Origin of the sequence: Leptospira noumeaensis (genome assembly GCF_004770765.1) — a bacterium.
In the GTDB taxonomy this organism is placed as follows: domain Bacteria; phylum Spirochaetota; class Leptospiria; order Leptospirales; family Leptospiraceae; genus Leptospira_A; species Leptospira_A noumeaensis.
The window spans coordinates 359,447-372,629 of sequence record NZ_RQFK01000011.1; the positions used below are offsets into that span (position 1 = coordinate 359,447).

Annotated in this window: 13 protein-coding genes and 1 tRNA gene; 8 read left to right on the forward strand and 6 right to left on the reverse strand. The window is 40.5% G+C overall.

Going from position 1 to position 13,183, the window contains the following annotated elements:
* Positions 1-43: 43 nt before the first annotated feature.
* From EHQ24_RS04870 to EHQ24_RS04880, 4 genes are all read right to left on the reverse strand, one after another.
* Entirely contained in the window at positions 44-523 is a 480-nt protein-coding gene (locus EHQ24_RS04870) for a VOC family protein (protein WP_135600546.1), read from the reverse strand.
* A gap of 71 nt (positions 524-594) precedes the next feature.
* Positions 595-1,416, reverse strand: a complete 822-nt coding sequence (locus EHQ24_RS04875) for an AraC family transcriptional regulator (protein ID WP_135600547.1) — start codon at positions 1,414-1,416, stop codon at positions 595-597.
* A gap of 60 nt (positions 1,417-1,476) precedes the next feature.
* Positions 1,477-1,704 (reverse strand): hypothetical protein, encoded by a 228-nt coding sequence (locus EHQ24_RS19185; RefSeq protein ID WP_208725701.1) that lies wholly within the window; start codon positions 1,702-1,704, stop codon positions 1,477-1,479.
* 770 nt (positions 1,705-2,474) lie between these two features.
* A tRNA-Leu gene (locus EHQ24_RS04880) sits at positions 2,475-2,556 on the reverse strand.
* 118 nt (positions 2,557-2,674) lie between these two features.
* Here EHQ24_RS04880 and EHQ24_RS04885 point away from each other — a divergent pair.
* The 3 genes from EHQ24_RS04885 to EHQ24_RS04895 all read left to right on the forward strand — a co-directional run bounded on the left by EHQ24_RS04885 (position 2,675) and on the right by EHQ24_RS04895 (position 4,781).
* Entirely contained in the window at positions 2,675-3,097 is a 423-nt protein-coding gene (locus tag EHQ24_RS04885; protein ID WP_135600548.1) for a cyclic nucleotide-binding domain-containing protein, read from the forward strand.
* A complete protein-coding gene (locus tag EHQ24_RS04890; RefSeq protein WP_135600549.1) occupies positions 3,094-3,609 on the forward strand; it encodes a Crp/Fnr family transcriptional regulator in 516 nt (171 codons plus the stop codon). The genes EHQ24_RS04885 and EHQ24_RS04890 overlap by 4 nt, the downstream gene beginning before the upstream one ends.
* 77 nt (positions 3,610-3,686) lie before the next feature.
* Positions 3,687-4,781 carry a PilZ domain-containing protein gene (locus EHQ24_RS04895; protein WP_135600550.1) on the forward strand — a complete coding sequence of 365 codons (1,095 nt, stop codon included), beginning with the start codon at positions 3,687-3,689 and terminating at the stop codon, positions 4,779-4,781.
* On the opposite strand, the gene EHQ24_RS04900 is transcribed toward EHQ24_RS04895, so the two are convergent.
* Positions 4,764-5,468 carry an IspD/TarI family cytidylyltransferase gene (locus tag EHQ24_RS04900; protein WP_135600551.1) on the reverse strand — a complete coding sequence of 235 codons (705 nt, stop codon included), beginning with the start codon at positions 5,466-5,468 and terminating at the stop codon, positions 4,764-4,766. The two genes, EHQ24_RS04895 and EHQ24_RS04900, sit on opposite strands and share 18 nt — an antisense overlap.
* A gap of 4 nt (positions 5,469-5,472) precedes the next feature.
* Complete coding sequence (locus tag EHQ24_RS04905) at positions 5,473-6,741, reverse strand: diaminopimelate decarboxylase (RefSeq protein WP_135600552.1); 1,269 nt, start codon at positions 6,739-6,741, stop codon at positions 5,473-5,475.
* Between the two features lie 57 nt (positions 6,742-6,798).
* On the opposite strand from EHQ24_RS04905, the gene EHQ24_RS04910 reads away from it, so the two are divergent.
* The 5 genes from EHQ24_RS04910 to EHQ24_RS04930 are packed head-to-tail and all read left to right on the forward strand — an operon-like array spanning position 6,799 to position 13,183.
* A complete protein-coding gene (locus tag EHQ24_RS04910) occupies positions 6,799-7,869 on the forward strand; it encodes a zinc dependent phospholipase C family protein (protein ID WP_135600553.1) in 1,071 nt (356 codons plus the stop codon).
* 26 nt (positions 7,870-7,895) lie between these two features.
* Positions 7,896-10,448, forward strand: a complete 2,553-nt coding sequence (locus EHQ24_RS04915; protein ID WP_135600554.1) for a penicillin-binding protein 1A — start codon at positions 7,896-7,898, stop codon at positions 10,446-10,448.
* 59 nt (positions 10,449-10,507) lie between these two features.
* Positions 10,508-10,912: a bactofilin family protein gene (locus EHQ24_RS04920; RefSeq protein ID WP_002974102.1), complete on the forward strand. Its 405-nt coding sequence runs from the start codon at positions 10,508-10,510 to the stop codon at positions 10,910-10,912.
* A 17-nt stretch (positions 10,913-10,929) separates the two neighbouring features.
* A complete protein-coding gene (locus tag EHQ24_RS04925; protein WP_167483048.1) occupies positions 10,930-12,054 on the forward strand; it encodes a M23 family metallopeptidase in 1,125 nt (374 codons plus the stop codon).
* Positions 12,055-12,070: 16 nt separating this feature from the next.
* Positions 12,071-13,183 carry an alpha/beta hydrolase gene (locus EHQ24_RS04930; protein WP_135600556.1) on the forward strand — a complete coding sequence of 371 codons (1,113 nt, stop codon included), beginning with the start codon at positions 12,071-12,073 and terminating at the stop codon, positions 13,181-13,183.

A 13,183-nucleotide genomic window follows, 5' to 3' on the forward strand; every position in this document is an offset into this window, starting at 1 on the left:
ATTCAGCGACCGCGCTATCCGCCCCGCCCCATCCCTCGAAATCTTACTTTGCTGAATGGAAACCGATCTTATTTCCTTCCGTATCAATGATGTAAGCATAATAGCCCATTTCAGGACTGATCAAAGTTTTCGGGAGAACAACCTTCCCTCCCATCTTTTCCACTTTGTCTAAAGCTGGTTGCAAATCTTCTCCCTGATTGAGATAGACAACAATCCCGTTCTTTGTCGGAATATAATCCTTTCCTTTAACCAAAACCACATTCACAGAATCTGGATTGGAAGGGATCACACCAAGTTCAGTATCTTCCATAGTCATTTTTTCTATAGAAACATTTAAGATAGTTCCATAAAAGAGAACCGCTCTATCTAAATTGGAAACAGGAATCTCCACAATCGAAATTGTATTTTTCATTTCGGTATCTCCAACTTTCTCAGTCACTGCGCCGGACTTACTTTCATCTTTACAGGAAGTCAATCCCATTTCCAAAAATAACACTACCATGATGATTAAGAACTTTTTCATTTTTACCCATTCCTTTTGATTCTATTATGATACAATTTCTAGATTCTCACGAATTGTAAAAAAACGACAAATCAATCTTTTTTGTAGAATAATTTTGAAAGTAACATTTCATCATCGTGATTAAACTCTTTTGGACTTAAACCTGTAAATTCCTTAAAATCCTTAATAAAATGGGATTGATCATAATAATTACTTTCATATGCAATTTCCGTTAATTTTTCGGATTCTCGGTTGATTAGCATTTTTAATGCAGCTTGCATCCTTATAATTTTTTCCAATTTTTTGGGACTAAGCCCAATTTGTTTTTTGAATTTTCTTTCTAGTTGTCGTCTGCTTAAAACTTCATCACCCAAAATAGAATCAATAGACTCATTTCCCTTTGAATGTAATAGACTATCGATGGTATTTTTTAAAATTCGATCAAAGATCATTTGCTCTTGGAGTTTTGATCTAAAAAAATCTTCTATGATCCGAATGCGAGTTGCAGTATCTTTGGCCTTGTGAATTTTTTCTTCTAGTTCAATTGCCCCTTCAAACCCAAACAATTGAGAAGGAGGTGTTTCGCGGTTCGCATAACTCTCCATTGGTTTATCAAAAAAATTAGCAATTCCATAAGGATAAAATCTAACCGCAAAGGTATTTACTGATCCCGTGGGTTTTATATAAAAAGGTTCCGTGATCTGCCCTATCAAACAAGCCCAAGGTTGAATCACAGATTCATTTTCATTCGTAAAACGTTGGATAGGATCTCCCAAATTAAATGCCAATTCCATACAACCATCTGGGACAATTCTTTGTTTGGGGTAATCAGAAGAATCTTGAATTGACAATGTCCAAAAACATTTGATTAGAGAACTCAAATCAGGTGATGGAGAAAATGTTTCGTAAATCAATAAAAACTTCTTTTAAGGATATTTTTCATTTTCTAAAATTCTCTAAATTTTCCTGGATCTTTACATCATTCCGCAAGCAACCACAATCCCATCCCACTGTGGTTTACAAAAGTTAGAGTTATTCTCGTTGATGATCAAACATGTTTGGTATATTTTCCAGGAATCAGCACAGGCCTTAGAACCTGAACCAGTTTCTTCGGGGGATTTACAATCACTAAGAACTGATAATAAAAATAAGACAACCAACAATTGAAAAAGACAAATCCCTGGCCTCGCGAAAAATTTCATTGTTACCGATCTTAACCATTTTACCATTAAGTCATCATATTAAGAACTACTAACAAACGAAAAGTAATAATTGGTAAAAAAGAGTTTTAAAATACTTTGTTAGGTGTTTGTTGTATACAAGGAAGATAAAAACGGTGAACCAAGCTTAATCAATCTCGTTCCAGAGCAATCGACTGCAGCGGTTCCCTGTACAACATGTTGCCATATATATCGATATCTCAGACTGGCATCAAGGTCATCGGTGTTTTTTGAGAAAGCACAAAAACGCTTGTTGTTACAAACACAATTGCATGTAAAATTGCAAACCAAGTGGTTTGTGTAGAAAAGTAGGACAAATGTTGTCTTTTCAAATTCCAACTTATCAAAAAACGAAAACTTTCTTCTATTATAAGAGCATTAAGTCTTGAGTTCTTTATTTTACAAAGTTATCTTTCGATTGAATCTCCCGTAATAAATATATTTCTCCCATTGCATAAAATAGCTCTTTATTTCTTGTTTCGTCATAATGCAAATGAGTTTTCTATACTACTTTCTGAGTTAGAGCTAAAGTATATATTCAACTTTGCTTCGGGACTTGACCTCTCCGCTGCAAACACTTCCTGTGTTTGCTACGCTTCGAGGCACGGTGAGCGCTCGGCGTTTGCCATCCGGGCAAACTTGCATGAACTATGACTCCCTATGGGTCGTCACTGTTCATGCTCGCGTCACTGTTCAAGTCCCTAGGTTTGTATTGAATCGAATGTTTGGATTGTTTTGAGGAAAGTTTGTTATGCGGGCGGAGGGACTTGAACCCCCACGCCTCTCGGCGCCAGAACCTAAATCTGGTGCGTCTGCCAATTTCGCCACGCCCGCATTGTGGTTGTATAAGCAGGTTTTTGTACTAGGGAAATCTGTCTAGTGAGATTTTGTGATTCACTTGCCTTTGTTTTGAATTTTTATTCTCATGTCAGATACCCATAGGACAAGCACGATGAACATTTTGGAATTTATGCAAAATATCTCTACGCAAGTTTATTTGCGAGGGGATGTGATCTTTCGCGAAGGGGATCCTCATGATGGCAGTATGTATTGTATCATGAGTGGAATGTTTGCTGTCACCAAACGACTGCCAGATGGAACCCAGGAAGTCATCAAAGGCCTTGGCCCTGGTGAATTTTTCGGCGAACTATCACTTCTCACAAGGAGGCCTCGGGCCATGACCATCAGTGTGGTTTCGGCAAATGCACGTGTGGGAATCTTACGAGATGACCAATTTGAAAAATTAGCTCGTATCAATACGCATTTTTTATTCCAACTCACCAAAAGTACGGTAGAAAAACTCCATAGAGCAGAAGCAAGGCTCACTGAACTCGATAAAATGTTAGAAGAATTCAAAAAGGAGGAGGAAAAATGAACGTAGAACATTTGAGAAAGTACATCACCGAAGTGCGCATCGACCATTTTTCTCCGGGGACCAAAGTGTTTTCAGAAGGAGAAGACAGTAACGGAAAGATGTTCTTTGTATTCGCAGGAAACCTCCAAGTTTTCAAACGAAAGGCAAATGGAGAAGACCAGTATATTCGAGATATCAAACCTGGTGAATTTTTTGGAGAGATGGCTCTCGTTTATCCTTCGCCTAGGGCTGCTACGATTGTTGCCGCTGCCGAAGATACAAAAGTCGGAGTCATCACAAAAGAAATCTTTTTTGCCATGGGAAAAGAAAGTCCCGGTTTTCTTTCCGTTATCCTCCATAGTATCATAAGCCGCCTAACAGCTGTCGAAGATGGAATTTCAGAGAGACAGAAGGAATTACATATTATGATCAACGGAATGCCTTCTTTACAAGAAGGTTCAATTTCCACAGAATCTGTCACAGTAACTGAGGAGAATACACAAGATTCAGGGGTTCCCAAGAAAGAAGACTGAGGGAAAAGTGGATTCACCAAATCCCTAAGTTTCAAAAATAAGTTGACTAAACAACCAAAATCGAATTTGATTTGCGGGTGACTTTGCGGTTCTTCAACTACCCCATTCCCGTTCTATTGGTTACGGTCGTTTTTTTCGCCGTACCCTTTCTCAATTTTTTTGCCATTGCGGCACTTTACGATTTGGATCTAGAACATTTTAGTATGATTTTCTCTAGGATCCAACCGTGGCAATATGTGTTTTCCGGTCTTAGTGCCATCATTGCCTATGGCCTCATTGCTAAAAAGAAATTTGGATACTACCTCTTCCTTTGTTTCAGTTTTCTTTCTCTCACTTACAATGCTTGGATGGTTTTGTCAGTCACACTTGGTAAGAAGTTTTTCCTAGCAGGCATTCGCATTCATACCTCCGATGTGATTTGGAATATGGCAGTCACAACTGTCCTACTTGGAATTGTATTTTATTTCTTACGTAGAGAAATCGCTGCTCCCTACCTAAGTGGAAAACGCCGAGGTTGGAGAACCAAATACCGAGAGACACACCCCATCCCTTTTCACTGGGCCAATTCTGACGGGGAACGCGAAGGTGACGGACAAACCATCAATATTTCCCGAAATGGAATCTTGATACCACTACCAGCGCATCATTTCCTAAAAGTAGGAGACCCAATCAACCTCCTCCTAAAATTAGAAAAGGAAAGTAGAGACCCTGTATCCATTTCAGTTCATGCAAAGATCGTACGCATTGACGAAGAAGATGACGGATCAGAAATTGCGGGTGTCCAACTTCTCTTTCAAATCAATCAAAAAGAAGAAAAACAAATCTACGAAGCATTCCTTGCTCGTGTTTTTGCTCCAAGATACCCGGTTTCTAACCCCGTCAATTTTTCAGGAAAAAACAATCAAATTTGCCAAGGAACCTTACTCAATGTATCCATGGAAGGATTGTACATAGAAACAAGTTCCGTTTTAGGACAAGACCAAATCTGTAATGTCAAAATCCAAACGAGATCGGGAGAAATTTCTGTAGGTGGGGTTGTTCGCTGGTCAAACCCACAAGGGAAATATGGAAAACCAAGTGGATTCGGAATTCAAATTGATACGATAGAAAACAAAAATCTATTTCGCATCTGGATCTGGAAACAACGTTTTAAATTATTCCACGGTCGGTAGTTCTTCCCAAAACAAAGAGTCGGCAAGTTCTGCATCACCGGGACTTGTGACTTTGACATTGTGATAATCGGTTTCTACAATCCCTACCCTTCGTTTCCCCATCCAAGTGCAAAGATCTGTAGGATGTTTTCGAATATCGGCATCAAGCCCTTCCGCAACCAGTTCACTGATCATAAACCCGGCGATGGACTGAGGTGTTTTCACAGCATACACTTCGTCTCGTTTCAAAGGTTCTTCTGTATAGTTAGTATGAATCCGAACACGAACCAAACTTTCCGTTGACTTTGCCACAAGACTGGCCCCGCCAAAAATTTTTGTTTGTTCGACTAGTTGGTAGAGTTCGTTTTGTTTAAAATTGGGCCTTGCCACATCATGGATGAAAAAAATATCCTTTGTATCATAGGAAATCGAATGGATTCCACATAACGTAGACAGATGGCGAGATTCACCACCCGGAACAATCCGATCGTTCCCTTCCAACAAATCATCCAATTCTTTTTCCGTTTCCAAAATCCAATCAGGATGAGAAACAATGGTGATGGATTTGATCAGGCCAAAACTTCGGAAACGTTTGACCGAATGCCGAAGGAGCGACTCACCTCTTATTTTTAAAAACTGTTTGGGAACTTCCGTTCCCATTCGAGTTCCTGTCCCACCTGCCAGTAGGACAGCGTACAAATTGTTCATTCGATCATTCTACAACAAGGATTTCATTGCGAAAGATTTCTAAAACCGGTTCCTTTTTACGAATCAGTTTCCCTTCACCGTTTTTACGGAGTAATACTTCCGCTGTCTCAGGAAAACTATTGTAGTTTTTTGTGGACATACTGGAACAGTAGGCACCCACAGCTTCCATCACCACGTAGTCACCAATTTCGGCTTCTCCCATTAGTCTTGTCATAGGTTCTCCGCCTTCTTTTTGAGTGAAAACATCACCTGACTCACAACAATGTCCGACGACAACATAGTCTACATTTGACTTGGGTGTGCTTCCATCTTTTTTCACTGTGACAAGTGGATGTCTCGCACCATATAACGAAGGTCTGGTGTTCGAATCCATACCAGCGTCTAGTTTCATAAAACGAAAACCCTTAGAACCTGTATCAACAAGATCGTCTACTGTTGTGAGAAGTGCCCCACAAAGTGCTATAAGATAGGTTCCTGGTTCAATTTCTAAAATCAGTTTCCTTCCATGTTTTGCGGCAAATTCTTCAAATTGTGGTTTTACCGGGGCACCAATCTTTTGTAAGTCGGTTGATTTTTCATCTTCCATCCTTCCCACTTTGTATCCACCACCAAGGCTGACTACTGTGACCGTTGGAAAGGCTTCCGCATATTCTAAAGTGTATTTGGCCACTGCCTTCCAAACTTCCGGATCACTTCCCGAACCAATATGTGTATGAACTTTTTCCACAACGATTTTGTATTTTTCTACGATGGCTTTGACTTCGGGCAGTTTTTCATGCCAAATTCCAAAGGAAGATGTGACTCCTCCTACATCTGTTTTTTTGGTATGACCGGAACCAAGGCCCGGATTGAAACGAATGGAAACAGACTTTCCAGGAAAGGCCTTTCCAAAAGCTTCGAGTTGGCGAAGAGAACAAGCATTGAACTTCACCCCTTTTCCAATGAACTCTTCAAAAGCCTTGGGAAATTCTTGGGATGTGAGCATAATGGATTCTGGTTTGAATCCAAAGTGGAGGGCACGCAACACTTCATGTTCTGACGAGGCATCAATGAGGATGCCTTTCTTTTTCATAATTTGAAGGATATTGGAATTGGGATTTGCCTTCATGGCGTAACGGACTTGTAATCCGAAAGCATTCGGGAATGCCAAGGTATCGTCACATTTTTGTTCAATTTCTTTCTCGGAATAGACAAAGAGTGGTGTGCCGAATTCATTTGCTAAAGACCTTACTTGGTCTTCTTTCAAAAACTTTAGTTTTTCGATTGATGTCATAGGATTTAAGATAAACCTTTCAATAGGTTCCATTCCATAAAGTCAAAAAAGTAGAAAATGGCAGGAAAGATTACACATATTGAAGCTCTCTCCCAAGTGAAAAAACATTTGGAACATGGAAATGCGACCCAACGCAAAATGGCCGCATTACTTTCGCGTCCCGATGTTGCCTCATACGCAAACCTTGGTGCCGTGGCTCCCGACATATTTTACTTCTATCACGTGTTACAACCCAAACGTACTAAGAAGGCAGCTTTCTTCGGTGACCTTGCCCACCATGACCGAGTGGCTGAACTGATTTTAAGTTTTCTCGACCAAGTCCATGATACAGAAATGGGACTCTATAGGGATCGATTTTTGGCATTTACTTTAGGGTATATTTGTCACTGCGTGGTAGACATCCAAACCCATCCTTATATCTTTTATATCTCAGGGGATTACTATAACAACGATAAGAAGATTTCTTACCAAGCCCAGGTCAATCATATGAAGGTTGAGTTTGGACTGGATACCCTTCTCATCAACCACCGCTGGGGAATGAGTCCTAAAGAATATGACTTCTCACAATACATCGATATCCGCCACCGAACGGTAGGAATCAAAAACAAAATGGATCCGGTGTTATGGAATTTTTGGTTACAATCCATTAAAGAAACATACCCCGGGGAGTTTGCTACCTCCTACTTAGGCTCTGAAAAAAAAATCATTCCTGGTGATATCTTAAACGAATCCTATTTAGGATTTTACAGGTTTACCTCCACTTTGGACTCGAGAAGTACCTTTATGCGGGGACTTGTGAGTGTAGTGGATACACTGACCTTTCACAAATACAATGCCAGTGTGCTTATGCTACCCGCGATCGAAAACATCAATCCCAAGATCATGAATGATGAAAAAAGGGAATGGTTCTATCCGGCTGACCCGAAACGGAAGTTCAATGACTCGTTTATCGAACTTTTGAACCAAGCAAGCCAAGCCTGCAAAGAAATTTTAACGAGAGCCTACGAATATAGTTTTTCTCCGGAAAGCAGATCGAAAATTCTGGAATCTCTCGGTGGTTATAATTTGGATACCGGTCTCCGTTACCACGGAATCGACCATATGAAGGAATTTTCTCCACTCGTTTGATCTGGATATAAAGTTAAGGGAAATGTATGAAACAAGAACCCGTTGGGCTCTTTGAAAAGTATTTTATCATTTGGTTTCGAATTGTTACAGAAAACATTTGGAGCGGAGACAAAAAATTAAGAAACACTGCCATTGCTATATTTGCGTTTGGGTCTTTAAATGTTTTTTTACTCACAGGATCTGTAAAAGATTTTTTTAAACTAAAAGAAGCTGCTGTTTACGACATCCCTTCCACCTTGTACGGGTTAAATGACAAAGGTGTCTACGAACCCATTGCCGAATATTATAAATTTTCTAGAATTCCCGTTCGTTTAGAACAACTCAAACCAGAAGAAAATACTTTATCCGCAGATAACAGACACAAAGTCATCCAATGTTTTTTATCCACTGAGGATAACTCCTTTTATTCACACAATGGAATTGATTTAAAAGGAATCGCTCGTGCCTTTGTTGTCAACATTATGGCAGGTCGTGTGAAAGAAGGTGCCTCCACCATCACCCAACAAGTCGCACGCCTTAAGTTTTTATCGATAGAACGTTCCATCGCAAGAAAAGCGCGTGAAGCCTGGCTTGCCATTTTACTCGAACTGGTGTATCCGAAAGATAAAATTTTAGAAGTGTATCTAAATGAAATTCCACTCGGACACGGAACCATTGGTGTGGGTGCAGCTTCTCGGTTTTATTTTCGGAAAGAAGTACAAGATGTTACTTGGGGAGAAGCAGCGATCCTTGCCAGTCTTACCACAAGGCCCACTCAGTTTAGTCCCATCGTCAATCCTGTTTCTAGTTTAAACAAAGTACGGGTTGTATTTCGTAAGTTAGTAGAAAATGGAAGGATGTCAGTGGCTGACGCAGAAAAAGAATATGCGGCCCTTGCAGAATATTATACAAATTTAAATCGTTCTCCGAATGATTCCGCGTTTTCTGACAGGCTCAATCGTTTTCCTTATGTAACTGAATATATCAGAAAAAACCTAATTCGTTCGATTGGTTCTAGTCGCCTTTACAATGGGGGACTTAAAATTTATTCCACCATCCAAATCCGCCACCAAGAAGAAGCGGAGAAAGCACTTTTACCTGCCCTCCAAAGACAAACCATAGAATCCAACCAAAGAGCCTTTCGTAACATTGATGCCTTTGATGATTTGTATGGAAGTGGGTATTCTTTAATTGCCGATTTGTATGACCTTCCTGATTTTAAATTTCATATTTCCAGGACAGAACGTACGTTTTCTTCCGCTTACCAGGAAGATATCCGTGACGAGTTTGCTACTCTGAATTTACTCACGGGAGATGATTTCCTAGGTGATTTGATAGATAAAAACTACACTTCACAAACCACAAAAGACCATCTCCTGCCAGTAGAAGGGTCACTCATTGCCATTCGTCCAGACACAGGATACATCACAGCCCTTGTGGGTGGATCAGGATTTCGTTCAGACAACCAACAAATCCGTCCCTTCCAAGCCTTCCGCCAACCAGGATCTGCTTTTAAACCGATTCTTTATGCGGCAGCAATGGACTATTCTGGGAAAAATCCAGATCCAGAAAAAAACGTAACACCTGCTACACTCTTTGCAGATTCCCCGCTCCAATACCTTATGGAAGACGGAGATGAATGGGCTCCTGAAAACTATAGTAGCGAATACTCAGGGTTTATTTTACTTAGAAAAGCCTTAGAACAATCCAAAAACTCTGTGGCCGTTCGGGTATTAGAACAAGTAGGACTCTCCCACCTAATGGAAAGTTTACGAGGCCTATTACAATTACCAGGCCGAGACATTCCTTATAACTTCAGTGTTTCACTCGGATCCTTCGAACTAACACCTTATGAACTCACAAGGGCCTATGCAGCCCTAGCCTCTGGTGGAAAAACAGTAAATCCTATTTCCGTTTTGTATGTCGAAGACAATGCAGGCAAAGTCATCAAAGACTTTCGCAAAGACTACGAGGATGATGACCGCAAACAAATCATTTCCAAAGAAGCTGCCTTTCTCATCACATCCATGATGAAAGACGTTGTCGAAGAAGGAACAGGTCGCGGGGTTTTATCCTATGGACTGAACCGCAAAGCTTACGGAAAAACAGGCACCACTAATAACTTTCGAGATGCATGGTTTGTGGGTTACACACCCGAACTTGTGACCTCGGTCTGGTTTGGGTATGATGTCGGAACCATTTCTCTTGGACGAGGGATGACCGGTGGGAAACTAGCCGCACCTGTTTGGGGTCGGTTTATGGCAAGGGCTCTCGACCGGGAACCAGCCATCGATTTTCCTTGGCTCGGCGATGTGAAAGTCGTAAAAAAAACTGTCTGCCGGATGTCTGGAAAACTGCCCGGATCCCAATGCCATGACCTATTTGAAGAGTATTTCATCCCACAAACAGCTCCGAAAGACGTTTGTAATGACCATGGATCATCCTGGAACGTAGTGGAATCAAGGCCAAGTCAGCCTTCGACCCAACCAACACATATAGAAAAGAAAAAACCAGAAAAAGTAGAAAAACAACCCACCTCTTCCAAACCGCCAAAACGAAAAAAATCGGTCTTTAGCGGGGATGAGGAAATCGACTACTAAAAAGGCTTGTCAAGAAGACCGAAAATTTTGATTCTCACAGAAGGGGAAAAGGAGCAGGAATGGCAATAGGTAAGGATTCCATCAATAGCGTTATCGGACCAGGGTCGATATTTGAAGGTAAGTTTTATATCGCAGGTTCACTTAGAATCGATGGAAAATTCGAAGGTGATATCAAAACAGAAGACGCACTCGTTATCGGAGAGACCGGTAAAGTAAAAACTAACATCAGTGCAAGAGAAGTCATCGTATCAGGTACCCTCATTGGAAACATCAAAGCAGAAAATGAAGTAAAACTTGAAGGTACAGGACGTATGTTAGGTGATATTACAGCTCCTTACTTAGAACTCCAAAAAGGTGTTGTTGCTAAAGGGAATATTACAATCACAGGCGGCCAGAAAAAAGACGTTCGTAAGATTGTTGAAGAATCCTTTGGTGGTATCAAATCCTTAGATACCAAGGATTAACCAGTCCCTATTAACACATGCTACTTCGGTCTCCTGAAAAGTCTACGATCGGCAAGCATGTGTTACGCTGGGGGAACGTAAATGTAATCCAGGTTTCTCCAGGTAAGTATTTTTACAATCTCCAATCACAATCAAGTGTCCTTCATGGCACAATCGATCTCAACCGCAAGCGGTATCGTATTCTTCCACTACTCGCCTCTTCCTTTATCTTAGCATTCTTTTTGTCCATCCTCGTAGACAAACAAACTTACGAAGAAAGTTTGATGGAAAAAGAATTCCTAAGTATGTCCACGGAAGTGGAAGAAAACGACATCAAAGACAAAGAGGCAAAACTTGCGGATGAAAAATACCTCCAAGAAACAGAAGATAAAAAAATGGCCATCCTTCGTTCGGCAGATCTGGATGCTTTGGCAGAAAACAAAAACAAAAAACTAAAAGTTACACAATACAAAGTCAAAAAGAACGAAACACTTTCTGATATCGCACGCAGGTTCAAACTGTCCGCGGAATCCATAGCGGGAAGTTCTGGAATTAGCCCCGAAGTTTCGATTTTACCCGGACAAATTTTAAACATTCCCAACAAACAAGGTTTAGTTTATAAACTTAAAAAAGGGGATACACTCGCCAAAGTAGCCGATTACTACAAAGTTAAAATCGACGACATATATTCCGAAAACCAATTAGAAGATTATGATTTATTCAAATCCGGCCAAAAGGTTTTTTTACCAGGCGCCATAATCCCAGAAACAGGCCCTGTTTGGAGAATCCCTGTTGTTTCCAAAGTCATCACATCAGGTTGGGGAACAAGATCTTACCCTCAATACAAATTCCATATGGCACTCGACTTACGTGCCAATTACGAATCCGTTTATGCAGCTAGAAAAGGGAAAGTCACCTATTCTGGTTGGATGGGTGGGTATGGAAATGCGATCATCCTCACTCATGATGACAGTTACCAAACTTTATATGCTCACAATTCGAAACTGTTTGTGAAAGAAGGTGACTATGTCAGTGCAGGGAAGGTCATCTCTCGTTCAGGATGTACTGGATATTGTTTTGGCCCCCACCTCCACTTTGAAGTCATCAAAGATGGAAAAAACATAAACCCTACAAAAATCATCAAAGGATTTTCTTACAAATAAAACGGATTAAATACCTATGCTTAAAAATAAACAACACTCTAAACATTCAACTTTCCTAATATTCTTTTGTTTCTTATTATTTGTAGCAAACTTACTGGTTTCCTGTGCCCCTAAAATTGGAGAACAAATCAACAAACGAATTGTGGATCCTTTTGATGAAACCAAAATTTTAAATGTACATTTTATCACTTCTCGTCGGGAAATGACAGTCAAAGACAATTGTGACAGCGCAAGTTTTGGATTCATCACCGACATCAATCCTCATTACGGAATTTGTTTGGTAAACATCCCTTCCCGTCATATTGTAGGTGATATCTCGCTTGACAATGCCCAAGACAAAAACCAATTTTTCCAATTCAAAGGTCGTATCAATACGGACGACAGAGAATTTTTAACGAAAATCAAATCCTCTGCCTCCGAGGAAGTTTTAGTTTTTGTACATGGATTCAATGTGAACTTTGATGAAGCCGTACTTCGTGCCGGACAAATCAAATATGATCTTAAGTTTCCTGGGGAAGTAGTGGTTTACTCTTGGCCTGCCGGAGTCGATTCGGGAATCCTAAACCAAGTGATGGTCAAATCCACTTACGACTTAAACTATACAGAAGCCAAAATCAACCGAGAACCTTTTGCTAAGTTCTTAAACGACATCACTGGTCTTGGAAAAAAAATCCATCTAGTGGTTCATAGTATGGGCCACCAAGTAGTTTTACCTTCTGTGGCAGCACTAGCCAAACAAGGGAAAAGTAAATTTCTATCGGAACTCATTTTGAATGCTCCCGATTTTGACAAAAACGAATTTGAACTCATCCTTTCTGATTTAACAAAATCCTCAGAGAGGATCACACTCTATTGTTCTCCTGGTGACAACGCTCTCATTGCTTCTCAAAAAGTAAATGGTGCCGCGCGCGCCGGAATGTGTTTCAAGTATTCCGGAGTGGATGTGATCAATGTGAATGAAGTGGATGATCCTGTTTTGGGTGTGGGTGGACTTGGCCATGGATATTATTCGTCAAGGCCCATCCTCACAGACATCTACCAAGTGTTACTTGGTGTATCTGTGGAACGTAGACTTTTTATCCGAAAATCTGGCCCAAAAAATGGGGAAAACTTTGTCCTCAGGAAATAG

Coding starts and splice junctions, on each gene's coding strand:
- EHQ24_RS04900 (WP_135600551.1), bottom strand. CDS start 5,468: ATGAACAATTTGTACGCTGTCCTACTGGCAGGTGGGACAGGAACTCGA.
- EHQ24_RS19185 (WP_208725701.1), bottom strand. CDS start 1,704: ATGAAATTTTTCGCGAGGCCAGGGATTTGTCTTTTTCAATTGTTGGTT.
- EHQ24_RS04915 (WP_135600554.1), top strand. CDS start 7,896: ATGAAACAAGAACCCGTTGGGCTCTTTGAAAAGTATTTTATCATTTGG.
- EHQ24_RS04925 (WP_167483048.1), top strand. CDS start 10,930: ATGCTACTTCGGTCTCCTGAAAAGTCTACGATCGGCAAGCATGTGTTA.
- EHQ24_RS04890 (WP_135600549.1), top strand. CDS start 3,094: ATGAACGTAGAACATTTGAGAAAGTACATCACCGAAGTGCGCATCGAC.
- EHQ24_RS04930 (WP_135600556.1), top strand. CDS start 12,071: ATGCTTAAAAATAAACAACACTCTAAACATTCAACTTTCCTAATATTC.
- EHQ24_RS04920 (WP_002974102.1), top strand. CDS start 10,508: ATGGCAATAGGTAAGGATTCCATCAATAGCGTTATCGGACCAGGGTCG.
- EHQ24_RS04910 (WP_135600553.1), top strand. CDS start 6,799: ATGGCAGGAAAGATTACACATATTGAAGCTCTCTCCCAAGTGAAAAAA.
- EHQ24_RS04885 (WP_135600548.1), top strand. CDS start 2,675: ATGAACATTTTGGAATTTATGCAAAATATCTCTACGCAAGTTTATTTG.
- EHQ24_RS04905 (WP_135600552.1), bottom strand. CDS start 6,741: ATGACATCAATCGAAAAACTAAAGTTTTTGAAAGAAGACCAAGTAAGG.
- EHQ24_RS04870 (WP_135600546.1), bottom strand. CDS start 523: ATGAAAAAGTTCTTAATCATCATGGTAGTGTTATTTTTGGAAATGGGA.